The sequence below is a fragment of the Pantoea agglomerans genome, from assembly GCF_020149765.1.
Classification (GTDB): Bacteria; Pseudomonadota; Gammaproteobacteria; order Enterobacterales; family Enterobacteriaceae; genus Pantoea; species Pantoea alvi.
In genome coordinates, this window is sequence record NZ_CP083809.1 from 2,858,483 (window position 1) to 2,880,345 (window position 21,863).

General features: G+C 57.3%; 18 protein-coding genes and 7 tRNA genes. 19 read left to right on the plus strand and 6 right to left on the minus strand.

Translation table 11 applies throughout. The annotated features are described in order from the left end of the window. Positions 1–72: 72 nt before the first annotated feature. Complete coding sequence (pgm, locus tag LB453_RS16435) at positions 73–1,713, minus strand: phosphoglucomutase (alpha-D-glucose-1,6-bisphosphate-dependent) (protein ID WP_033751752.1); 1,641 nt, start codon at positions 1,711–1,713, stop codon at positions 73–75. Between the two features lie 25 nt (positions 1,714–1,738). Further along, complete coding sequence (gene seqA, locus LB453_RS16440) at positions 1,739–2,290, minus strand: replication initiation negative regulator SeqA (protein ID WP_103794970.1); 552 nt, start codon at positions 2,288–2,290, stop codon at positions 1,739–1,741. 250 nt (positions 2,291–2,540) lie between these two features. Here seqA and ybfF point away from each other — a divergent pair, with 250 nt between their 5' ends. The 4 genes from ybfF to fur all read left to right on the plus strand — a co-directional run bounded on the left by ybfF (position 2,541) and on the right by fur (position 5,200). After that, complete coding sequence (gene ybfF, locus LB453_RS16445) at positions 2,541–3,305, plus strand: esterase (RefSeq protein ID WP_103794971.1); 765 nt, start codon at positions 2,541–2,543, stop codon at positions 3,303–3,305. 156 nt (positions 3,306–3,461) lie between these two features. Next, positions 3,462–3,737, plus strand: a complete 276-nt coding sequence (gene ybfE, locus LB453_RS16450; protein ID WP_103794972.1) for a LexA regulated protein — start codon at positions 3,462–3,464, stop codon at positions 3,735–3,737. A 134-nt stretch (positions 3,738–3,871) separates the two neighbouring features. Beyond that, positions 3,872–4,402: a flavodoxin FldA gene (gene fldA, locus LB453_RS16455; protein ID WP_103794973.1), complete on the plus strand. Its 531-nt coding sequence runs from the start codon at positions 3,872–3,874 to the stop codon at positions 4,400–4,402. 354 nt (positions 4,403–4,756) lie between these two features. After that, positions 4,757–5,200, plus strand: coding sequence for a ferric iron uptake transcriptional regulator (gene fur, locus LB453_RS16460; protein ID WP_081136331.1), 444 nt, complete (start codon positions 4,757–4,759; stop codon positions 5,198–5,200). 58 nt (positions 5,201–5,258) lie between these two features. Here fur and LB453_RS16465 read toward each other — a convergent pair whose 3' ends face one another. From LB453_RS16465 to nagE, 3 genes are all read right to left on the minus strand, one after another. Beyond that, complete coding sequence (locus tag LB453_RS16465) at positions 5,259–5,654, minus strand: hypothetical protein (RefSeq protein ID WP_103794974.1); 396 nt, start codon at positions 5,652–5,654, stop codon at positions 5,259–5,261. Between the two features lie 236 nt (positions 5,655–5,890). Next, positions 5,891–7,558 (minus strand): glutamine--tRNA ligase, encoded by a 1,668-nt coding sequence (gene glnS, locus LB453_RS16470; RefSeq protein ID WP_103794975.1) that lies wholly within the window; start codon positions 7,556–7,558, stop codon positions 5,891–5,893. A 162-nt stretch (positions 7,559–7,720) separates the two neighbouring features. Next, positions 7,721–9,751 carry an N-acetylglucosamine-specific PTS transporter subunit IIBC gene (gene nagE, locus LB453_RS16475; protein ID WP_103794976.1) on the minus strand — a complete coding sequence of 677 codons (2,031 nt, stop codon included), beginning with the start codon at positions 9,749–9,751 and terminating at the stop codon, positions 7,721–7,723. A gap of 320 nt (positions 9,752–10,071) precedes the next feature. Here nagE and nagB point away from each other — a divergent pair, with 320 nt between their 5' ends. The 12 genes from nagB (at position 10,072) to LB453_RS16535 (ending at position 16,920) form a co-directional block, all read left to right on the plus strand. Further along, entirely contained in the window at positions 10,072–10,872 is an 801-nt protein-coding gene (gene nagB / locus LB453_RS16480) for a glucosamine-6-phosphate deaminase (protein WP_103794977.1), read from the plus strand. 56 nt (positions 10,873–10,928) lie between these two features. Beyond that, entirely contained in the window at positions 10,929–12,077 is a 1,149-nt protein-coding gene (nagA, locus tag LB453_RS16485) for an N-acetylglucosamine-6-phosphate deacetylase (protein ID WP_103794978.1), read from the plus strand. 7 nt (positions 12,078–12,084) lie between these two features. Continuing rightward, positions 12,085–13,305 carry a DNA-binding transcriptional regulator NagC gene (nagC, locus tag LB453_RS16490; RefSeq protein ID WP_103794979.1) on the plus strand — a complete coding sequence of 407 codons (1,221 nt, stop codon included), beginning with the start codon at positions 12,085–12,087 and terminating at the stop codon, positions 13,303–13,305. A 20-nt stretch (positions 13,306–13,325) separates the two neighbouring features. Then, complete coding sequence (locus tag LB453_RS16495; RefSeq protein ID WP_033751787.1) at positions 13,326–14,078, plus strand: HAD-IIA family hydrolase; 753 nt, start codon at positions 13,326–13,328, stop codon at positions 14,076–14,078. A gap of 293 nt (positions 14,079–14,371) precedes the next feature. Continuing rightward, on the plus strand, positions 14,372–16,045 hold the full coding sequence (asnB, locus tag LB453_RS16500) for an asparagine synthase B (protein ID WP_103794980.1): 1,674 nt from the start codon (positions 14,372–14,374) through the stop codon (positions 16,043–16,045). A gap of 215 nt (positions 16,046–16,260) precedes the next feature. Continuing rightward, positions 16,261–16,337: transfer RNA gene (locus LB453_RS16505), tRNA-Met, on the plus strand. Between the two features lie 8 nt (positions 16,338–16,345). Further along, positions 16,346–16,430: transfer RNA gene (locus tag LB453_RS16510), tRNA-Leu, on the plus strand. 21 nt (positions 16,431–16,451) lie between these two features. Then, positions 16,452–16,526 (plus strand) — tRNA-Gln (locus LB453_RS16515). 34 nt (positions 16,527–16,560) lie between these two features. Beyond that, positions 16,561–16,635: transfer RNA gene (locus LB453_RS16520), tRNA-Gln, on the plus strand. 26 nt (positions 16,636–16,661) lie between these two features. Beyond that, a tRNA-Met gene (locus LB453_RS16525) sits at positions 16,662–16,738 on the plus strand. A gap of 6 nt (positions 16,739–16,744) precedes the next feature. Further along, a tRNA-Gln gene (locus LB453_RS16530) sits at positions 16,745–16,819 on the plus strand. A 26-nt stretch (positions 16,820–16,845) separates the two neighbouring features. After that, positions 16,846–16,920 (plus strand) — tRNA-Gln (locus LB453_RS16535). A gap of 339 nt (positions 16,921–17,259) precedes the next feature. On the opposite strand, the gene ubiF is transcribed toward LB453_RS16535, so the two are convergent. Next, positions 17,260–18,432 carry a 3-demethoxyubiquinol 3-hydroxylase gene (gene ubiF, locus LB453_RS16540; RefSeq protein WP_103794981.1) on the minus strand — a complete coding sequence of 391 codons (1,173 nt, stop codon included), beginning with the start codon at positions 18,430–18,432 and terminating at the stop codon, positions 17,260–17,262. 214 nt (positions 18,433–18,646) lie between these two features. Between ubiF and miaB the strand changes: the two genes are divergently transcribed. The 3 genes from miaB to ybeY all read left to right on the plus strand — a co-directional run bounded on the left by miaB (position 18,647) and on the right by ybeY (position 21,819). Further along, positions 18,647–20,083 carry a tRNA (N6-isopentenyl adenosine(37)-C2)-methylthiotransferase MiaB gene (gene miaB, locus LB453_RS16545; RefSeq protein ID WP_103794982.1) on the plus strand — a complete coding sequence of 479 codons (1,437 nt, stop codon included), beginning with the start codon at positions 18,647–18,649 and terminating at the stop codon, positions 20,081–20,083. A 204-nt stretch (positions 20,084–20,287) separates the two neighbouring features. After that, positions 20,288–21,349 carry a PhoH family protein gene (locus LB453_RS16550; RefSeq protein WP_103794983.1) on the plus strand — a complete coding sequence of 354 codons (1,062 nt, stop codon included), beginning with the start codon at positions 20,288–20,290 and terminating at the stop codon, positions 21,347–21,349. Further along, positions 21,346–21,819, plus strand: coding sequence for an rRNA maturation RNase YbeY (gene ybeY / locus LB453_RS16555; protein ID WP_103794984.1), 474 nt, complete (start codon positions 21,346–21,348; stop codon positions 21,817–21,819). Before LB453_RS16550 ends, ybeY begins: the two co-directional genes overlap by 4 nt. Positions 21,820–21,863 lie beyond the last annotated feature (44 nt).

A 21,863-nucleotide genomic window follows, 5' to 3' on the forward strand; every position in this document is an offset into this window, starting at 1 on the left:
GCCCGACGGGCGCTTGATGCGGAGTATTGAGCCGCCTGAAAACCTTCTGGTCTGTCGGTCGGCTCAATTTTATCAGGCGTTTTTCAGCACTTCGCTGACGATCTCTACCGCTTCTTTCTCAATCTGCGCGCGATGTTCCGCGCCCAGGAAGCTTTCGCAGTAGATCTTGTAGGCGTCTTCGGTACCTGACGGACGGGCAGCGAACCAGCCGTTTTCCGTCATAACCTTCAGGCCGCCGATAGAGGCACCGTTGCCCGGCGCCGCCGTCAGACGCGCGGTGATCGGATCGCCCGCCAGGGTATCGGCGCTGACCATCTCCGGCGACAGCTTAGAGAGCGCCGCTTTCTGTGCAGAGGTGGCAGGCGCCTGCAGACGGTTGTAGCTCGGCGCGCCGAAGCGTGCAGCCAGCTCGTCGTAGTGCTGCTGCGGGTTCTTGCCGGTGACCGCGGTGATTTCCGCCGCCAGCAGGCAAAGAATGATGCCGTCTTTATCGGTCGACCAGGCAGAGCCGTCGAAGCGCAGGAAAGAGGCGCCCGCGCTCTCTTCGCCGCCGAAGCCGAAGCTGCCGTCGAACAGGCCGTCAACGAACCACTTAAAGCCCACCGGCACTTCCACCAGCTTGCGGCCAATGTCGTTAACCACGCGGTCAATCATCGCGCTGGAGACCAGCGTTTTGCCAACGGCGACCTCTTTGCCCCACTGCGGACGATGCTGGAACAGGTAGTTGATCGCAACAGCCAGATAGTGGTTCGGGTTCATCAGGCCCGCCGGCGTGACGATGCCGTGACGGTCATAGTCCGGGTCGTTGCCGAACGCCAGATCGAACTTGTCTTTATAGGCGAGCAGGCCCGCCATGGCGCACTCAGAGGAGCAGTCCATGCGCACCACGCCATCTTTATCCAGATGCATAAAGCGGAAAGTCTGGTCGATGGCGTCGTTCACGATGGTCAGATCGAGCTGGTAGTGCTCAGCGATGCGCTTCCAGTACTCCATCCCGGAGCCGCCGAGCGGATCGACGCCCAGCTTCAGGCCCGCTTTCTGGATAGCGGCGAAGTCGATAACCTGCGCCAGCCCTTCAACGTAAGGCTGGATCAGATCTTTCTCAACGATGCGGCCGCTCGCCCACGCCTGATCCAGCGGCAGGCGTTTGACTTCCTGCAGGCCCGCTTTGATCAGCTGGTTGGCGCGATCCTCGACCACTTTAGTGACGTTGGTATCGGCCGGGCCGCCGTTCGGCGGGTTGTACTTGATGCCGCCATCTTCCGGCGGGTTGTGCGACGGCGTAATGACGATACCGTCCGCCTGTGCGCCGCCCTGCTTGTTGTGCTCAAGGATAGCGTTGGAGATAGCGGGCGTCGGCGTATAGCCGTTGTCCTGCTGCACAATGACGTCTACGCCGTTTGCGGCCAGCACTTCCAGCACCGACAGAATCGCCGGCTCGGAGAGCGCGTGCGTATCTTTACCGACGTAGCAGGGTCCGGTGATGCCGTTTTTCTTGCGCTCTTCTGCGATGGCCTGCGCGATCGCCAGAATATGGTGCTCGTTAAAGCTCTGACGTCCTGCGCTACCGCGATGCCCTGAGGTGCCAAATTTCACCGCATGGTCCGGGTTCGCCACGTCGGGCTGCAGGACATAATACTGTGATGTTAACTGTGCAACGTTAATCAAATCGCTCTGCTGGGCGGGTTGCCCGGCACGGGGGTGACTGGCCATTGGCGCTTCTCCCTGACGCTTCAGTTTAAATGGTGCCGCAAACTTTCTCAGCCAGCTCCTGCGGGAACTGCATTGAGACCATGATGTGTTCCACCATGCTGCATTTACGGCCGGTATTGGTATTGGTGATCACCCAGTACGGCGTGCCGGGCACATGCTTCGGCTTAGTATGGGTGCCATTCTGCAACAGCGTTTGCTCGTCGCCCGCAAAATAGACGCGCGTACGGCCCTGCAGCGACGCAGTGGCTTCAGCAAAGGCCGAGGGATCAAGACGATAGAGCGTTGAGAGAACCATCATAAAGCGATTAACCGCTTTCTTCTGTTCGGCATATTCATCCGACAGCAGCAGTTCACGCACGGCGCGCACGCGATCCTGCGGGCGGTTTTCCGCACGCACGGGCTGGATCGCTTTTTGCGTCGCGTCGCCGGCGGCTAACGGCGCCGCCGCCGCAGGTGCGCTTTGACCGGCGTTAAATTTAAGCATCCGCCGCAAAATGTCAGAGGCGCTCTCGCCGATATGTTGCGTGTGGCTGGCGATATAGCGGTAGAGGTCTTCGTCAACTTCGATCGTTTTCATCTTTTTCCGTACGGTTTCGACTCGTGACAGAACCACGCCAGCCTGAAAAACGCCGCTGCAACGCAGAGTTGCTGGCGAGACGGGCGGGTTCTAACATAAGGATTATAAAGTTAAATCCAGGCGGGCTGATAGCATTCGCACGCTCAGACGGCAAAAGTCGGAATATGCCCTAAAGCCTGCTGTGTCGTCGCGCCTGGAAAGGTGAAAGCATGATAACCTAACCCAAGGTCCCCATCTTAAGAACTTTGCCATGATTTTAAATGCTCGTCTGCAAACTGACCAATCAATCGCTGATTCCTTGCCCATCCTGCTTATTCACGGCCTGTTCGGCAGCCTGGATAACCTTGGCGTGCTGGCGCGCGGCCTGAAAGACGCGGGTCCGCTGATACAGGTTGATGTGCGCAACCACGGTCTCTCGCCGCGCGCCGACGAGATGAGCTATCGCGCCATGGCGCAGGATATGTTCGATACCCTGGACGCGCACGGCATCGATCGCGTCGCCGTTATTGGCCACTCAATGGGCGGCAAAATCGCCATGGCGATGAGCGCGCTGGCGCCGCAGCGCCTGGCGCGTCTGGTGATGATCGACATCGCGCCGGTGGATTATCAGACGCGTCGCCACGACGAGATTTTTGCCGCTATCCGCGCCGTCAGCGACGCAGGCGTCCGCCAGCGCAGTGAGGCTGCGCAGGTGATGCGCAGCCATATTAAAGAGGAAGGCGTTATCCAGTTTATTCTCAAGTCGTTCCAGGAGGGCGAATGGCGCTTTAACGTTCCGGCGCTATGGGAAAACTACGCTACACTCACTGGCTGGGAAGCGGTGCCCGCCTGGCCTCATCCCGCGCTCTTTATTCGCGGCGGCGACTCGCCCTATCTCGACAATCAGCATCGCGACGCGCTGCTGCGTCAGTTTCCCGCCGCCCATGCGCACGTGATCAGCGGTGCCGGCCACTGGGTACACGCTGAGAAACCTGATGCCGTATTGCGCAGCGTTCGTCGCTTTTTTGCGCTTTAAAAGCAAAAGCTTGCCGTTCGCGGTTTAGCATTGGCGTCATCACTTCCGCTGGAGTATGATGGCGCGCTAAATTTTGCCGCTGTGCGTTTTTTGCGGCGGCAATGGCCCATTTCTCGTTATAAGCGCGCCTGTTCGCGCCCCTAGTTTTACTAACCCATGGCAAAAGAAAACACTGATCGCACCACGCTGGATCTGTTTGCAAACGAGCGTCGGCCCGGCCGACCGAAAACCAGTCCGCTTTCGCGTGATGAACAGCTGCGCATCAATAAGCGCAATCAACTGAAACGTGACAAAGTGCGCGGGCTGCGTCGTGTCGAACTCAAAATGACCAGCGAAGCCGTGGACGCGCTAAACACCCTGGCTGAGCAGCGCAACATCAGCCGCAGCGAACTGATTGAACAGATGCTGCTGGCGCAACTCAAACTGGGCTGACGCGCGCAAAGCGCACGCAGAAGCAAATGGAGCGGCTTTTCGAGTTCCGCCCTTTTGCCCGCTCTGCTATCATTCGCTTAATTGTGCGCTCCGCGCATGCACTCATTATCAGGATTTAAGAGGTTATTTACCCCATGGCAATCGTAGGCATCTTCTTTGGCAGCGATACCGGCAACACCGAAAACATTGCAAAAATGATCCAGAAACAACTGGGCAAAGAGGTTGCGGAAGTACACGACATTGCCAAGAGCACGAAAGAAGATCTCGAGGCGTTCGATATCCTGCTGCTGGGCATTCCGACCTGGTACTACGGCGAAGCGCAGTGTGACTGGGACGACTTTTTCCCGACGCTGGAAGAGATCGATTTCAACGGCAAGCTGGTGGCGCTGTTTGGCTGCGGCGACCAGGAAGACTACGCAGAATATTTCTGCGACGCGATGGGCACCATTCGCGACATTATCGAGCCGAACGGCGCGGTGATCGTCGGCCACTGGCCAACCGAAGGCTACCACTTTGAAGCGTCTAAAGGCCTGGCAGACGACAAGCACTTCCTTGGCCTGGCTATCGATGAAGATCGTCAGCCGGAACTGACCAGCCAGCGCGTCGAAGCATGGGTGAAGCAGATTTACGATGAGCTGCAGCTGCAGGCGATCATCGAAGCCTGATTACCCACATACTCAATGTGGGCGCTGGCTCACATTGAGTTAATGGTTTTTCCTATAGAAATAATAGCTACAGCTTTTTAACTTTTATCTTCGATTCTGTACAATACCCACATCGGTTATCTGCTTATTTCTCCCGCGAGGTCAGGAAGTTAACGAAATGATAACGAACCTCCTGCATTTCTCCGCCCGGCGCCGTTACGCATCTTCTTACAGCCCGTGTTGATTTCAGGCGTTTACCTCGGTTTTCATTTTAAAACTTCACCTCTATAATGAGACGCAAATGAGAATAGATAACGAACGACATTCAAGGCAAGGCGCCTCAAGTAACCAGCAAAGTAACAGGACAATATCCGCATGACTGACAACAACACCGCATTAAAGAAGGCTGGCCTGAAAGTCACGCTGCCCAGACTTAAAATTCTGGAAGTGCTTCAGGAACCTCAGTGCCATCACGTCAGCGCGGAAGATCTTTATAAACGCCTGATTGATATGGGCGAAGAGATTGGTCTGGCTACCGTTTATCGCGTACTGAACCAGTTTGACGATGCGGGCATCGTGACGCGTCACAACTTCGAAGGCGGGAAATCGGTTTTCGAACTGACCCAGCAGCATCATCACGATCACCTGATCTGTCTGGACTGCGGCAAAGTCATCGAATTCAGCGACGAATCAATCGAAGCGCGCCAGCGGGATATCGCCACCCGCCACGGCATCAAGCTGACGAACCACAGTCTCTATCTCTACGGACACTGCGCGCTGGGCGATTGCCGCGAAGACGACACGCTCCACGATCAGTAAAGATGTGCTATGCAGTGATTTTAAAAGCCGGTATGCGTACCGGCTTTTTTTATGGCCGTCAGGCGACCAGCGTTTCGTGCAGGTAGCGCCAGCGGGGAATGGAGGTGGTGCAGTCGAGGATCGCCAGTGAGATGCGCGCCTGATCGCTGCCGTTCATCATCTGTAGCTCGCGGTACTGAATAGTGACTTCATCTTTACGCTGCGAGATCACCGCGTGCTCGCTGGTGGCAATGCGCATACCTTCACGGCGCCCCTGCAGCTGACGGAACAGATCTTCGGTCTGATTTAAATCGAGCAGCCTGCCCTGCGTCGTGACCATGCGGAAATCGGGATGGAAGTGCGAAAGCAGCAGATGGAAGGTATCATCCTCGCCGGATGGCTGGTTGAATATACGTTCGATTAACTGATGTAAAACCACCACGCTGTGTTTTGCTTCCTGACCAAGAGCTGTCATCTTTTTTCCTTTTTATGCCCGCATAGCCTCTTTAAAGAGCGAATAGCCTACCTGAAAAAAAGAAATTCACATCTGTAAATTGATTAATTTTCGTTAACTCAGATAATTGCCAGAGTGGTCCGACAAGCTTTAATCGTTTGTTACAGAACAATAAAACGCCCTTGCGCCGATTGCAGGTATAAAAAAGGGCGATTGCTCGCCCTGTAATGATTTTATCACGCCGTTAATGCAAAACCTTAATCGCCGATTTTTGCCCAGGTATCGCGCAGGCCAACGGTGCGGTTAAACACCAGCTGGTTTGGACGCGAATAGTGGCTGTCGGCGCAAAAGTAGCCTTCACGCTCAAACTGATAAGGCGCTTCCGGGCTGGCGTTCTGCAGGCCAGGCTCAACAAATCCCTGACGGATCTCCAGCGACTTCGGATTGATGGTGGTCAGGAAATCCTCTTCCGCGCCCGGATTCGGCACGCTAAACAGGCGATCGTAGAGGCGGAACTCTGCTGGCAGCGCATGGTCCGCTGAAACCCAGTGAATGACGCCCTTCACCTTGCGGCCATCTGCCGGATCTTTGCTCAGGGTATCAACGTCGCAGGTGCAGTAGATGCAGGTGATATTCCCCTCTTCATCTTTCGCGACGCGCTCGGCGCGGATCACGTAAGCGTTGCGCAGACGCACCTCTTTGCCCAGCACCAGTCGCTTGTACTGCTTGTTGGCTTCTTCGCGGAAGTCGGCGCGATCGATCCACACCTCACGGCCAAACGGCACTTCACGCGTGCCCATCTCCGGCTTGTTGGGATGATTTGGCATAGTGATGACTTCGTTATGGCCCGCCGGCAGGTTTTCAATGACCACTTTCAGCGGATCGAGCACCGCCATGGCGCGCGGTGCGTTTTCGTTCAGATCGTCACGAATGCAGGACTCCAGCGACGCCATCTCAACCACGTTGTCCTGTTTGGTGACGCCGATACGGCGGCAGAACTCGCGGATCGAGGCGGCGGTGTAGCCGCGACGGCGCAGACCCGATACGGTCAGCATGCGCGGATCGTCCCAGCCCTCTACCACCTTTTCGCTCACCAGCTGCGTCAGCTTACGCTTCGACATCACCGCATATTCAAGGTTAAGGCGGGAGAACTCATACTGGCGCGGATGCACCGGAATAGAGATGTTATCCAGCACCCAGTCATAGAGGCGACGGTTGTCCTGGAACTCCAGCGTACAGAGCGAATGGGTGATATTTTCCAGCGCATCGGAGATGCAGTGGGTAAAGTCGTACATCGGATAGATGCACCACTTTTTGCCGGTCTGGTGATGTTCGGCGAACTTAATGCGGTAGAGCACCGGATCGCGCATTACGATAAAGCTGGAGGCCATATCGATTTTGGCGCGCAGGCAGGCTTTGCCCTCGGCGAATTCGCCGTTGCGCATTTTTTCAAACAGCGCCAGGTTTTCTTCCACGCTGCGATCGCGATAGGGGCTGTTTTTGCCCGGCGCGGTCAGGGTGCCGCGGTATTCACGGATCTCTTCCGGCGTCAGCTCGTCGACATAGGCCAGACCTTTGGTGATCAGTTCAACCGCGTAGTGATAAAGCTGATCGAAGTAATCTGAGGAATAACGAACGTCACCACTCCACTCAAAGCCCAGCCACTGTACGTCGCGCTTGATGGATTCGACGAACTCCATATCCTCTTTAACCGGGTTGGTATCGTCGAAACGCAGGTTGCACTGCCCCTGATAGTCCTGAGCGATGCCGAAGTTCAGGCAGATCGATTTAGCATGGCCGATATGCAGATAGCCATTAGGCTCAGGCGGAAAACGGGTATGCACGCTGTTGTGCTTACCGCTCGCCAAATCTTCGTCAATGATCTGACGAATAAAGTTAGTTGGGCGGGCTTCAGCCTCACTCATCTCTCAATCCTCAATACGTATAGCGGATGGTTTGTACCACGAAGTAACGGAGTATGATCCACAAAGCGTCGAAGGGAAACAACCGGTTTGTTAAGGCGATAAAACGAAAAAGGCAGGAATCGCTTCCTGCCTGCTTTTTTTTACAGCGATGCGGTTAAGGGCTTAGCTTTTAACCTCGTAAAGCGGGGTTTCACCAGCCACCACCTGCCCGGTCGCCAGCAGCGTCAGCCCGGCGAAATCTTCGCTGTTGCTGATCACCACGGGGCTGATCATCGAACGGGCACTGGCGTTGAGGAAATCGAGATCCATCTCCAGTACCGGCTGACCCGCCGCAACCGTCGCGCCCTCTTCCACCAGCCGGGTAAAGCCTTTACCACCCAGCGCCACGGTGTCGAGACCCATATGCACCACAATTTCAACGCCGCTGCTGGTTTCCAGGCAGAAGGCATGATTGGTGTCGAAGATTTTCACTACGGTGCCGGCAGCGGGTGCCACCACGGTTTTTCCGGTCGGCCTGATCGCCAGCCCTTCGCCTACCGCCTGGCTGGCGAAGGCTTCGTCAGGCACCGCCTCCAGCGCGACGACTTCACCGCTGACCGGCGCCATCAGCGTCACAATGGTTTTGGTCTCGCGGTTCAACACCCCCTGCGGTTTTGCCGCGGGTGCCGCTGGCGCGCTCGAAGCGCCGCCCGCAGAGGCGACCGGCCCTTTCGTCAGGACTTTTTTCATTGCGGACGCGATGCTTTCCGCCTGGGTGCCGACAATCACCTGCACGCTCTGCTTGTTCAGGCGAATAACGCCTGACGCGCCCAGATTTTTGGCCACCGACTCGTTGACCTGCGACGAGTCTTTAACGTTCAAACGCAGACGCGTGATACAGGCGTCGATGCCGGTCAGGTTGTCTGAGCCGCCCACCGCGCCGATATAGCGACGCGCCAGCGATTCAGTCGCGCTTTCGCCGTTGCCGGAGTGGTCAACGTTCACGTCGTAGCCGTCCGTTTCGTCGCCCGCCACCGCCAGCTCGCGGCCCGGCGTCATCAGGTTAAATTTCTTAATGGTAAAGCGGAATACCACATAGTAGAGCACAAAGAAGACGATGCCCTGCGGGATCAGCATCCACCAGTGGGTCGCCAGCGGGTTGCGGCTCGACAGCACCATATCCACCAGACCGGCGCTAAAGCCGAAGCCGGCGATCCACTGCATGCTGGCGGCGATAAACACCGAGATACCGGTCAGCACGGCGTGGATAACGTAGAGCACCGGCGCGACGAACATAAAGGAGAACTCCAGCGGCTCGGTAATGCCGGTGAAGAAGGCGGCAAAGGCCGCGGCCAGCATAATACTGCCGACTTTGACGCGGTTTTCGGGACGCGCGCAGTGATAGATCGCCAGCGCCGCGCCAGGCAGACCGAACATCATGATCGGGAAGAAGCCCGCCTGATAGCGCCCGGTGATGCCGACAATGCCGGTGCCGTTAGCGATCGACTGTGCGCCACCGAGGAATTTCGGAATATCGTTGATGCCCGCGACGTCGAACCAGAATACCGAGTTCAGCGCGTGGTGCAGACCAACCGGGATCAGCAGACGGTTAAAGAAGGCGTAGATACCTGCACCGACCGAGCCCAGCTTCTGAATATGTTCACCAAAGTTCACCAGGCCGTTGAAGATCACCGGCCAGATGTACATCAGAATAAAGGCCACCAGGATCATCAGAAAAGAGACCAGAATAGGCACCAGGCGACGGCCGCTAAAGAAAGAGAGCGCCTTCGGCAGTTCCACATGGCTGAAGCGGTTATAGACCTCCGCCGACAGGATACCCACCATAATGCCGACAAACTGGTTTTGAATTTTGCCAAAGGCCGCGGGCACCTGATCGGCCGGGATCTTCTGGATCATCGCCACTGCCGCTGGTGAACAGAGCGTGGTCACCACCAGAAAACCGACAAACCCGGTCAGCGCCGCCGCGCCATCTTTATCTTTTGAGAGGCCATACGCCACGCCAATTGCGAACAGCACCGACATATTATCAATAATCGCCGAGCCCGACTTTATCAGCAGCGCGGCGAGAGCGTTGCTTGCGCCCCATGCGTCCGGGTCAAGCCAGTAGCCGACCCCCATGAGTATTGCGGCGGCTGGCAGGACCGCTACCGGTACCATCAGCGCGCGGCCGACTTTTTGTAAGTAACCTAACATTTGTCCTTTCCCCCTATGAGACTGACTTGTCGCCCTGCGCCGCTTGCTTTTTATTGTCAGCCGCAGGGGTTGAATGACACTACACTTCACGGTGCGCAGTGTAATGACAAATTAATTCGCCTCGCAAATTATACGCGTCTCTTCTGTGATAATTATCACCAAAAGGCACCATTAACTGCCGAGACGTCTGGCGAACCACCCCAACTTATTTTATGATGAAAAATATCAAGACGCAGCGATCGCGCGCTGAATACGGTTTACGGCTTTACCACCAGGCTAACTGCGTCGTCCCCTTTTCTTTTCTCAGAATGAGGTGAAACATGCGACTTATTCCTTTGGCTACCCCTACGCAGGTCGGTAAATGGGCAGCCCGTCATATCGTTAATCGTATCAATGCCTTTAACCCCACCGCAGACCGTCCCTTTGTGCTGGGACTGCCGACGGGCGGCACGCCGCTGGAAGCTTACAAGCATCTTATCGAGATGCACAAAGCGGGCCAGGTCAGCTTCAGGCATGTGGTAACCTTCAATATGGATGAATATGTCGGCCTGCCGAAAGAGCACCCGGAAAGCTATCACAGCTTTATGTACCGCAACTTTTTCGATCACGTTGATATTCAACCAGAAAATATCAATCTTCTGAATGGCAATGCGCCAGATATTGACGCAGAATGTCGCCAGTATGAAGAGAAGATCCGCGCGCTGGGCAAAATTCATCTGTTTATGGGCGGCGTCGGTAACGATGGCCATATCGCCTTTAACGAACCCGCTTCTTCGCTCGCCTCGCGCACCCGCATTAAAACGCTGACGCACGACACCCGCCTGGCGAACTCGCGCTTCTTCAACGGCGATGTGGATCAGGTGCCGAAATATGCCCTGACCGTCGGCGTCGGCACGCTGCTGGATGCGGAAGAGGTGATGATTCTGGTGACCGGCCATGTCAAAGCGCAGGCGCTGCAGGCCGCCGTGGAAGGCAACGTCAACCATATGTGGACCATCAGCTGCCTGCAGCTGCATGCAAAATCGGTGGTGGTATGCGACGAACCCGCCACCATGGAACTGAAAGTGAAAACCGTTAAATATTTCCGCGAGATGGAAGCGGAAAATATGAAAGGCGTGTAAGACGATGTAGTAATGCCCGCCGCGAAGCTCTGGCGGGCTCAGCCGGGAGAACCACGATGTACGCATTAGTAAACGGCCGAATTTATACCGGTCATGAAATTCTGGATAACCACGCGGTGGTTATCGCCGATGGGCTGATCGAACGCGTCTGTCCGCGCGACGCGCTGCCAGCCGATATCGCCCTGCGCGACGTCGCAGGCGCGCTGATCGCTCCCGGCTTTATCGATTTGCAGCTGAACGGCTGCGGCGGCGTGCAGTTCAACGACGACATCGACGCCCTGAGCGTTGAGACGCTGGAAATCATGCAGCGTGCCAACGAAAAGTCGGGCTGCACCAGCTTTCTGCCTACCCTGATCACCAGCAGCGACGAGCTGATGAAGCGCGCCATCGACACCATGCGCGCCTATAAAAACAAACATCAGCATCAGGCGCTCGGCCTGCATCTGGAAGGCCCCTGGCTGAATAAAGCCAAAAAAGGCACCCATAATCCCGATCTGATCCGCCTGCCCGATCCGGCGCTGGTGCGCTACCTGTGCGATAACGCCGACGTCATTACCAAGGTGACGCTGGCGCCGGAAAACGCCGGCGACGCGGTGATCCGTCAGCTGACGCAGGCGGGCATTATCGTCTCCGCCGGCCACTCCAGCGCCACCTATGAGGAGGCCAAAGCGGGCTTCCGCGCGGGTGTGACCTTTGCCACCCACCTCTATAACGCGATGCCCGCCTTTGCCGGACGCGAGCCGGGCCTGATCGGCGCGCTGTTCGATTCCCCGGATGTTTATTGCGGCATTATTGCAGACGGGTTGCACGTCCATTACGCTAACGTACGCAACGCGAAGCGTATTAAAGGCAACAAGCTGGTGCTGGTCACCGACGCCACCGCGCCCGCAGGCGCTGAAATTGATAAATTCATTTTCGCTGGCAAAACAATATACTATCGCAATGGCCTGTGCGTGGACGAGAACGGCACCCTGAGCGGCTCTGCGATTACTATGATTGAATCGGTACGCAACGCCGTCGAACATGTCGGCATCGCGCTGGATGAAGCGCTGCGCATGGCAACGCTCTACCCGGCGCAGGCAATGGGCGTGGAAAAACAGCTGGGCACGGTCGAAGCGGGAAAAGTCGCCAACCTCACTGTTTTTACGCGTGATTTCAACATCACTAAGACGTTTGTCAACGGAGACGACGTCCTGAGCGAGTAAGCACTGAATGACCACTGGCGGCCAGACACAAATAGGAAATGTCGATCTTGTCAAGCAACTCAACAGCGCGGCCGTTTACCGGCTAATCGACCAGCAAGGCCCTATTTCGCGCATTCAGATTGCCGAACTTAGTCAGCTTGCGCCCGCCAGCGTCACCAAAATTACCCGCCAGCTGATTGAGCGCGGACTGATCAAAGAGGTGGATCAACAGGCCTCCACCGGCGGTCGCCGCGCGATCTCCATCGTGACTGAAACGCGCAATTTCCATGCTATCGGCGTGCGGCTCGGCCGCTACGACGCCACCCTGACGCTGTTCGATCTCAGCGGCAAGTCACTGGCGCAGGAAGATTACGCCCTGCCGGAACGCACCCAGGAGACGCTGGAGCATGCGCTGTTCGCCGCTATCGACAGCTTTATTGAGGCGCACCAGCGTAAAATCCGCGAGCTAATCGCTATTTCGGTGATCCTGCCCGGCCTGGTTGACCCGATAAACGGCGTGATTCGCTATATGCCGCATATTGCCGTCAGCCACTGGCCGCTGGTGGCCGGACTGCAAAATCGCTTTAAGGTCACCAGCTTTGTCGGTCACGATATCCGCAGTCTGGCGCTGGCGGAGCACTACTTTGGTGCAAGCCGCGACTGCGCCGACTCGATTCTGGTGCGGCTCCATCGCGGCACCGGGGCCGGCATTATCGCCAACGGCCATATTTTCCTTGGCAGCAACGGCAACGTAGGGGAAATCGGCCATATTCAGGTCGATCCGCTCGGCGAGCGCTGCCACTGCGGCAACTTCGGCTGCCTGGAGACCATCGCCGCTAACGGCGCGATTGAAAACCGCGTACGCCATCTGCTCAGCCAGGGCTACCCCAGCGTGCTGACGCAGGAGGCCTGCCAGATGGCACAGATTTGCAAAGCCGCCAACCAGGGCGATGCGCTGGCGTGCGAAGTCGTTGAGTATGTCGGCCGCTACCTGGGCAAAGCGATCGCCATTGCCATCAACCTGTTCAACCCGCAGAAAGTAGTGCTGGCGGGGGAGATCACCGACGCTGAGAAAGTGCTGTTCCCGGCCATTGAGGGCTGTATCAACACGCAGGCGCTCAACGCCTTCCGCAAAAATCTGCCGGTGGTGCGTTCCGAACTCGATCATCGCTCCGCAATAGGCGCCTTTGCGCTGGCAAAACGCGCTATGCTCAACGGCATTCTGCTGCAACATTTACTGGAAGAGTAAACGCGACCCGGACTGAAACTATGACGATAAAAAGCGTAATTTGCGATATTGACGGCGTGTTAATGCATGACAACACCGCCGTACCCGGCGCGCAGGAATTTCTCCAGCGCATTCTGCAAAAAGAGATGCCGCTGGTGGTGCTGACCAACTATCCTTCGCAGACCGCGCAGGATCTGGCGAACCGCTTCGCCAACGCCGGCGTCGAAGTGCCTGACTCGGTGTTCTATACCTCCGCGATGGCCACCGCCGATTTCCTGCGTCGCCAGGAGGGCAAAAAGGCCTACGTCATTGGTGAGGGCGCGCTGATCCATGAACTCTATAAAGCGGGCTTTACCATCACCGACGTCAATCCCGATTTTGTGATTGTCGGCGAGACGCGCTCCTTTAACTGGGAGATGATGCATAAAGCCGCCTTCTTCGTCGCCAGCGGCGCGCGCTTTATTGCCACTAACCCCGATACCCACGCGCGCGGCTTCGTGCCCGCCTGCGGTGCGCTCTGCGCCGGTATTGAAAAAATCTCCGGCCGCCGCCCGTTTTACGTCGGCAAGCCCAGCCCCTACATCATGCGCGCCGCGCTGAATAAGATGCAGGCCCACTCAGAAGAAACGGTTATCGTTGGCGATAACCTGCGTACCGATATCCTGGCCGGTTTTCAGGCGGGACTGGAAACCATTCTGGTGCTCTCCGGCGTCTCGACGCTAAGCGATATCGACGCGATGCCTTTCCGTCCCGACTGGATCTACCCTTCTGTCGCCGATATCGACCTGTTTTAATCGCTCGCTTCGCGCCGCCTGACGCCAGGCGGCCGCTTCCCCCTGCGCTCCCGTCGCCTGCCTGACGCTTTTTTCGCCACATTTAGCCATTCATTGCCGATCCATCAAAGAAATGGCATTTAAATTGAATAATCTTCAAATAAATTGACCTGGCAACAATCTTTTTATCAGTAAAAGGCGAATATGCTTGCATTGATTGCATGAAATAGCGCATTTTCTTATACATCACGCAGCCGCTGGCTGCCGGACAGGCAACGATAACATCGCCGACAGGCGAGCTCAGGAGTCAGAATATGTGTTCTATTTTTGGTGTGCTGGATCTGAAAAGCGATCCGATTGAACTGCGTAAAAAAGCGCTGGAGAGTTCTCGCCTGATGCGTCACCGCGGGCCGGACTGGTCTGGCGTATACGCAGATGATAAGGCGATTCTCGCGCATGAGCGCCTGTCGATTGTCGACGTCAACAACGGCGCACAGCCGCTGTATAACGCCGACCACACCCATGTTCTGGCGGTTAACGGCGAAATTTATAACCACCAGGCGCTGCGCGCCGAGCTGAGCGACCGCTATCAGTTCCAGACCGGCTCCGACTGTGAAGTTATCCTCGCGCTCTATCAGGAGAAAGGCGTTGATTTTCTCGATGACCTCGAAGGGATGTTTGCCTTTATTCTGTGGGACAGCGTGAAGCAGCAGTATCTGATTGGCCGCGACCATATCGGCATTATTCCGCTCTATATGGGCAACGACGAACACGGCAACCTGTTTGTCGCGTCGGAAATGAAAGCGCTGGTGCCGGTGTGCCGCTCAATTAAAGAGTTCCCGCCGGGAAGCTATCTCTCCAGCACCGACGGCGAAATTCGTCGCTACTGGCAGCGCGACTGGATGGAGTACGCCGCGGTAGAACACAACGTCACCGATGCGGCGGGCCTGAAGCATGCGCTGGAAGAGTCGGTGAAAAGCCACCTGATGTCAGACGTGCCGTACGGCGTGCTGCTCTCCGGCGGTCTGGACTCCTCTATTATTTCAGCGGTAACCAAACGCTTCGCCGCGAAACGCGTCGAAGATCAGGACAAAAGCGACGCCTGGTGGCCGCAGCTGCACTCTTTCGCGGTCGGCCTGGAAGGCTCGCCGGATCTGAAAGCGGCGAAAGCGGTGGCGGAGCACCTGGGCACGGTGCATCACGAGATCCACTTTACCGTGCAGGAAGGGCTGGATGCGATTCGCGATGTGATCTATCACATTGAAACCTACGACGTCACCACCATTCGCGCCTCAACGCCGATGTACCTGATGTCGCGTAAAATCAAGGCGATGGGCATCAAAATGGTGCTGTCGGGCGAAGGCGCAGATGAAGTATTCGGCGGCTACCTCTACTTCCACAAGGCGCCGAACGCCAAAGAGTTTCATGAAGAGAACGTGCGTAAACTGCTGGCGCTGCATATGTATGACTGCGCGCGCGCCAACAAAGCGATGTCCGCCTGGGGCGTGGAGGCACGCGTGCCTTTCCTCGACAAGAAATTCCTCGACGTAGCGATGCGCATTAACCCGCAGGACAAGATGTGCGGCAGCAACGGCAAAATGGAAAAACACATTCTGCGCGAATGTTTCTCTTCCTATCTGCCGGAAAGCGTCGCATGGCGTCAGAAAGAGCAGTTCTCTGACGGCGTCGGCTACAGCTGGATCGACACGCTGAAAGAGGTAGCGGCGAAGCAGGTAAGCGATCAGCAGCTGGCGACCGCGCACTTCCGCTTCCCGTACAACACGCCAGCGTCGAAAGAGGCCTACCTCTATCGCGAAATCTTTGAAGAGCTGTTCCCGCTGCCAAGCGCGGCGGAGTGTGTGCCGGGCGGTCCGTCGGTCGCCTGCTCCTCTGCGAAAGCGATTGAGTGGGATGAAGCCTTTAAGTCGATGGACGATCCTTCAGGTCGCGCGGTGGGTGTGCACCAGTCCGCTTATGCTTATAAGTAAGTAAAATAAGCCATAACCAAATGGGCCTTGCGGGGCCCCTTTTTTTAGCTTTGATGTGGTTACGATCAAAATTTGCCGAATAATTCATCAGCCTGGTTACAAGCCAGACAAACAGGCGTCAGGAGACGAAAATCGGCAAAAAATGTGTTGACGCTCCACAGCTCAATACGCATAATGCGCCCCGCAACGCCGATGAAGGTAACGCGAAAAAAGATGGCTACGTAGCTCAGCTGGTTAGAGCACATCACTCATAATGATGGGGTCACAGGTTCAAATCCCGTCGTAGCCACCATCTTTTTTGCGGGAGTGGCGAAATTGGTAGACGCACCAGATTTAGGTTCTGGCGCCGCAAGGTGTGCGAGTTCAAGTCTCGCCTCCCGCACCATTTCAGTCTTCGGCAGCCGGATGGGGTATCGCCAAGCGGTAAGGCACCGGTTTTTGATACCGGCATTCCCTGGTTCGAATCCAGGTACCCCAGCCAATCCGATACGCTCTCGTGGATACGAGTCGACGAATGGGATATCGCCAAGCGGTAAGGCACCGGTTTTTGATACCGGCATTCCCTGGTTCGAATCCAGGTATCCCAGCCACATCGGGTGCAGTAAGCAGTACATTTGGCTACGTAGCTCAGCTGGTTAGAGCACATCACTCATAATGATGGGGTCACAGGTTCAAATCCCGTCGTAGCCACCAAATTATTGGGGTATCGCCAAGCGGTAAGGCACCGGATTCTGATTCCGGCATTCCGAGGTTCGAATCCTCGTACCCCAGCCATACAAGACAATTTGACAAGACACTATTGGGGTGTCGCCAAGCGGTAAGGCACCGGATTCTGATTCCGGCATTCCGGGGTTCGAATCCCTGCACCCCAGCCAAATTGACAACAAGGCCCGCTTTTGCGGGCTTTGTTGTTTTTGTCGTCTGCTGATTTTTTCACCCTGAGCGTTTTCAAACAGCAACGCAGCGGTTAAATCTGGCCGCGGTGGAGCTTCCCGACGAGCCAGGCGTCCCGCGACGGGAAAAAACGCCGGGAACGTTTTGAACAACGCAGCGCGCTGGCCCGTTTACGGACGCACCCCAGGGATGAGGTGCGTAACCGCGCGGGCCGGGCGGTCATGAATAACGAACAGCGACGTTGCGATCGGGGAGCCTCTCCGTGGCCGCGCACGAAGGCAACAGCCGCTCCCGCTTTCGCTCATGGAAGCAGCCTGCGGCTAAAGCCCCAGCGCATACCGCAGCACCTTGCGCTTCAGCGCGCCCGAACGCTCGGCCGCCATCAGCCCCAGATTGCGGGCGAACTTCAGCGGCGGCAGCCGGTTGCTGAAGGCGAAATAGAACAGATCCATCCCGCTCTGCATCAGCAGGTTATCGCGGCGACGCTGCGACTGATAACGACGCAGCACATTTTCAGACGCCCACTCCTGCGCGTTGGCGCGCGCCTCCACCAGCACATCCACCAGCGCGTCCACGTCGCGATAGCCCAGGTTGACGCCCTGCCCCGCCAGCGGATTAATGGTATGCGCCGCATCGCCGATCAACGCCAGTCCGGGCAGCACATAGCGCTGCGCATGACGTCGCACCAGCGGGAAGCTCGCCGCCGTCTGCGCTTTAAAACGCCCCAGCCGCGCCGGGAAAGCGGCGGCAATCTCCTTCTCCAGCTGCGGCAGCGGCATCCCCTGCAGCTGACGGATACGCGCCGGCGCGTCATACCACACCAGCGAGGCGCGATTGTCATACAGCGGCAGAAAAGCGTGCGGTCCCTGCGGGGTAAACTGCTGCCAGGTCGCGTCGCCCGCCGGATGCTCGCAGGTGACACCGATCAGCAGACAGGATTGTGCGTAGCTCCAGCCGTCGATGCCGATGCCCGCCATCTGTCGCACCTGTGAGTTTGCTCCGTCGGCACCAACCACCAGCCGGGTATGCAGCGCCTCGCCGTCGCTGAGATCGAGTCGCCAGCCGCCGTTCTCCTGCTGCAGACCCGCGAGCGTTGCAGGCGCGCGCAGCGTGATATCGAGCTGCACCATTCTTTCCCACAGTGCGCGCTGCAGCACGCTATTCTCGACCATAAAGCCCAGCTCCGGCAGGCCGAGCGACGCGGCGTCGAAGCTGACGTGAGCCGTCTGCCACTCCCAGGTTTCCAGCTTGCGATAGGGCGCAAAGCGCATCGCCTGCACGCGCGGCCAGACCTCCAGCTGTTTCAGCAGCCCCGCCGAGGCGCTGCCGATGGCGGAGATACGCACGTCGGGATCGCTGTCGGGGTCAAAAGGCGCAGGCTCCGCGCGCTCCACCACCGCGACGCGAAACTGCTGAAGCGCCAGACCGCACGCCAGCGCAGCGCCGACCATGCCGCCGCCCACCACCACCACATCAAAGCGGTTATCCTGCATTGCTCATCTCCTTCTGATCTCTACCCGCCGCAAAAAAAGCGGGATAACTGGCGCAAAGTGTACCGGAAAAACGTCCCGGCGGCAGAAATGGCCGGCCAGGGGCGCGACGGACTGGCGCTTGCGCCGTGGATATGCGAAGTATGGCGGCTATGCGCTGGTCACAACAGCGTCAAAGCATTACAATACGCGCCCTGCACCTCACTGCACTGAATCAATGGCTAGTTCGACAATGAAAAAACTGCATATCAAAACCTGGGGCTGTCAGATGAATGAGTACGATTCATCCAAGATGGCTGACCTGCTGAACAGCACCCACGGCTACACGCTGACCGAGGAAGCTGACGAGGCGGACGTGCTGCTGCTCAACACCTGCTCTATTCGTGAGAAGGCGCAGGAGAAAGTTTTCCATCAGCTGGGCCGCTGGAAAACCTTAAAAGAGCGCAACCCTGATTTGATTATCGGTGTCGGCGGCTGCGTGGCGTCGCAGGAGGGGGATCATATTCGCCAGCGCGCCAGCTATGTGGATATCGTGTTCGGTCCGCAAACCCTGCATCGCCTGCCGGAAATGATCAACAGCGTACGCGGCAGCAAAAGCCCGATCGTCGATATCAGCTTCCCGGAAATCGAAAAATTTGACCGTCTGCCGGAACCGCGCGCGGAAGGTCCCACCGCCTTCGTCTCCATCATGGAAGGCTGTAACAAATACTGCACCTTCTGCGTCGTGCCCTATACGCGCGGCGAAGAGGTCAGCCGTCCCTGCGACGATATCCTGCTGGAGATCGCGCAGCTGGCGGCGCAGGGCGTGCGTGAAGTTAACCTGCTGGGCCAGAACGTCAACGCCTATCGCGGCGCAACCTTCGACGGCGAAATCTGCACCTTCGCGGAGCTGCTGCGCCTGGTGGCCGCCATTGACGGCATCGACCGCATTCGCTTCACCACCAGCCACCCGATAGAGTTCACCGACGATATTATCGAGGTCTACCGCGATACGCCGGAGCTGGTGAGCTTCCTGCACCTGCCGGTTCAGAGCGGCGCAGACCGCATCCTGACGCTGATGAAGCGCGCCCATACCGCGCTGGAGTACAAAGCGATTATCCGCAAGCTGCGCGCCGCGCGTCCGGATATTCAGATCAGCTCTGACTTTATCATCGGCTTCCCGGGTGAAACCCAGCAGGACTTCGAACAGACCATGAAGCTGATTGCCGACGTTAACTTCGACATGAGCTTCAGCTTTATCTACTCTGCGCGTCCCGGCACGCCGGCGGCAGATCTGCCGGACGACGTCTCGGAAGAGGAGAAAAAGCAGCGCCTCTATATCCTGCAGGATCGCATCAACCAGCAGGCGATGGCATGGAGTCGCCGTATGCTCGGCACGGTGCAGCGCATTCTGGTGGAAGGCACCTCGCGTAAAAACGTGATGGAGCTGTCGGGCCGTACGGAAACCAACCGCGTGGTGAACTTTGAAGGTTCACCGGAGATGATCGGCAAGTTTGTCGATGTCGAGATTGTCGACGTCTATACTAACTCCCTGCGCGGCAAAGTGGTGCGCACCGAAGATGAGATGGGCCTGCGCATCGTAGAAAGCCCGGCATCGGTTATCGCGCGCACGCGCAAAGAGAACGAAATCGGCGTCGGCACCTTCCAGCCTTGATACGCTTTTCACTCAGCGGCGACGCTTCTCGCGCCGCCGCTCTTTTCTTCTGCACGCCCTTGGTTTCTGGACGCGCTGCCCAAATATCATTAGCTACGCTTGCGCCCCGGCGACATGCCATAAATAATTTCTTAAAGTGCCGAGGTTAATCGATCCGGCATCAGCACCCATTCTAACTGGCCCTGAGTGACCCAAAGGATTCGTTTGAATATCGAAACTCGTGAAATCGCCCTTGAACCGGCAGATAACCGCCGACTGATGAGCCTGTGCGGTCCGTTCGACGACAACGTCAAACAGCTTGAGCGTCGTCTGGGCATTGAGATCAACCGTCGCGACAACAGCTTTAAGCTGGTTGGCCGCGCACTCTGCGTTAACGCCGCCGAAGATATTCTGCGCACGCTTTACGTCGATACCGCGCCGGTGCGCGGCGTCATCCCGGATATCGATCCCGAGCAGATCCATCTGGCGATTAAAGAGAGCCGCGTGCTGGAGCAGACCGCCGACAGCGTGCCGGACTTCGGCAAAGCCGTGCATATTCAGACGAAACGCGGCGTTATCAAGCCGCGCACGCCGAATCAGGCGCAGTATATTGCCAATATCCTTGACCACGACATCACCTTCGGCATCGGCCCGGCCGGTACGGGTAAAACCTACCTCGCGGTCGCCGCGGCGGTGGATGCGCTGGAGCGTCAGGAGATTCGCCGTATTCTGCTGACGCGCCCGGCTGTGGAAGCGGGCGAAAAGCTTGGCTTCCTGCCCGGCGATCTGAGCCAGAAAGTCGATCCCTACCTGCGTCCGCTCTATGACGCCCTGTTCGAAATGCTCGGCTTCGAGCGCGTCGAAAAGCTGATGGAGCGCAACGTGATTGAGGTCGCCCCGCTCGCCTATATGCGCGGCCGTACGCTGAACGACGCCTTTATTATCCTGGATGAGAGCCAGAACACGACCATCGAGCAGATGAAGATGTTCCTGACGCGTATCGGCTTTAATTCCAAAGCGGTGATCACCGGCGACGTCACGCAGATTGACCTGCCGCGCAGCACCAAATCGGGCCTGCGCCACGCCATTGAAGTGCTCTCCGAGGTTGAAGAGCTGAGCTTTAACTTCTTCCAGAGCGAAGACGTGGTGCGTCACCCGGTGGTGGCGCGTATCGTAACCGCCTATGAGGCCTGGGAAGAGGCGGATCAGAAGCGCCGCGACAAGCTGGCGGAAGAGCGCAAGCGCGAAGCGCTGGCGGCGCAGAGCGAGGCGCAGGAGAGTAAATGAGTCAGGTAATTCTTGATCTGCAGCTCGCCTGCGAACAGACCGGCGGCCTGCCTGACGAGGCCGCGTTCCAGCGCTGGCTGGAAGCGGCGGTTACCCCTTTTCAGCCGGAAAGCGAAGTCACCATTCGCCTGGTGGACGAGGCGGAGAGCCATGAGCTAAATCTGACTTATCGCGGTAAAGACAAGCCGACCAACGTGCTCTCTTTTCCCTTCGAGGCGCCGCCGGGCATTGAGCTGCCGCTGCTGGGCGACCTGATTATTTGTCGTCAGGTGGTGGAGCAAGAGGCGGAAGAGCAAGGGAAAAGCCTTGAAGCGCACTGGGCCCATATGGTGGTACACGGCACGCTGCATCTGCTGGGCTACGACCATATCGACGATGACGAAGCCGAAGAGATGGAAGGGATCGAGACAGAGATAATGCTTGCTCTTGGTTATCCCGATCCGTACATTTCGGAAAAAGAAGACGCCTGAGCCGCTGGCTCAGTTTATCCCGCTGTCGGCGAGGACGCCGACAG

Coding starts and splice junctions, on each gene's coding strand:
- pgm (WP_033751752.1), bottom strand. CDS start 1,713: ATGGCCAGTCACCCCCGTGCCGGGCAACCCGCCCAGCAGAGCGATTTG.
- seqA (WP_103794970.1), bottom strand. CDS start 2,290: ATGAAAACGATCGAAGTTGACGAAGACCTCTACCGCTATATCGCCAGC.
- ybfF (WP_103794971.1), top strand. CDS start 2,541: ATGATTTTAAATGCTCGTCTGCAAACTGACCAATCAATCGCTGATTCC.
- ybfE (WP_103794972.1), top strand. CDS start 3,462: ATGGCAAAAGAAAACACTGATCGCACCACGCTGGATCTGTTTGCAAAC.
- fldA (WP_103794973.1), top strand. CDS start 3,872: ATGGCAATCGTAGGCATCTTCTTTGGCAGCGATACCGGCAACACCGAA.
- fur (WP_081136331.1), top strand. CDS start 4,757: ATGACTGACAACAACACCGCATTAAAGAAGGCTGGCCTGAAAGTCACG.
- LB453_RS16465 (WP_103794974.1), bottom strand. CDS start 5,654: ATGACAGCTCTTGGTCAGGAAGCAAAACACAGCGTGGTGGTTTTACAT.
- glnS (WP_103794975.1), bottom strand. CDS start 7,558: ATGAGTGAGGCTGAAGCCCGCCCAACTAACTTTATTCGTCAGATCATT.
- nagE (WP_103794976.1), bottom strand. CDS start 9,751: ATGTTAGGTTACTTACAAAAAGTCGGCCGCGCGCTGATGGTACCGGTA.
- nagB (WP_103794977.1), top strand. CDS start 10,072: ATGCGACTTATTCCTTTGGCTACCCCTACGCAGGTCGGTAAATGGGCA.
- nagA (WP_103794978.1), top strand. CDS start 10,929: ATGTACGCATTAGTAAACGGCCGAATTTATACCGGTCATGAAATTCTG.
- nagC (WP_103794979.1), top strand. CDS start 12,085: ATGACCACTGGCGGCCAGACACAAATAGGAAATGTCGATCTTGTCAAG.
- LB453_RS16495 (WP_033751787.1), top strand. CDS start 13,326: ATGACGATAAAAAGCGTAATTTGCGATATTGACGGCGTGTTAATGCAT.
- asnB (WP_103794980.1), top strand. CDS start 14,372: ATGTGTTCTATTTTTGGTGTGCTGGATCTGAAAAGCGATCCGATTGAA.
- ubiF (WP_103794981.1), bottom strand. CDS start 18,432: ATGCAGGATAACCGCTTTGATGTGGTGGTGGTGGGCGGCGGCATGGTC.
- miaB (WP_103794982.1), top strand. CDS start 18,647: ATGGCTAGTTCGACAATGAAAAAACTGCATATCAAAACCTGGGGCTGT.
- ybeY (WP_103794984.1), top strand. CDS start 21,346: ATGAGTCAGGTAATTCTTGATCTGCAGCTCGCCTGCGAACAGACCGGC.